The sequence below is a fragment of the Bacillus sp. SN1 genome (assembly GCF_002796895.1).
Taxonomy (GTDB): Bacteria; Bacillota; Bacilli; order Bacillales; family Bacillaceae; genus Bacillus; species Bacillus inaquosorum.
The window spans coordinates 1-234 of record NZ_PHIE01000024.1 but is presented as its reverse complement, the minus strand read 5'-3'; the positions used below and the strand labels follow the sequence as shown (position 1 = coordinate 234).

General features: G+C 55.6%; 1 rRNA gene. It reads left to right on the top strand.

The annotated features are described in order from the left end of the window. A 16S ribosomal RNA gene (locus tag CVV77_RS21905) occupies positions 1 to 234 on the top strand; the annotation flags it as partial.

Sequence of the window (234 nt, the reverse complement as noted above, 5' to 3'; positions counted from 1 at the left end):
GGGAGCTTGCTCCCTGATGTTAGCGGCGGACGGGTGAGTAACACGTGGGTAACCTGCCTGTAAGACTGGGATAACTCCGGGAAACCGGGGCTAATACCGGATGCTTGTTTGAACCGCATGGTTCAAATATAAAAGGTGGCTTCGGCTACCACTTACAGATGGACCCGCGGCGCATTAGCTAGTTGGTGAGGTAACGGCTCACCAAGGCAACGATGCGTAGCCGACCTGAGAGGG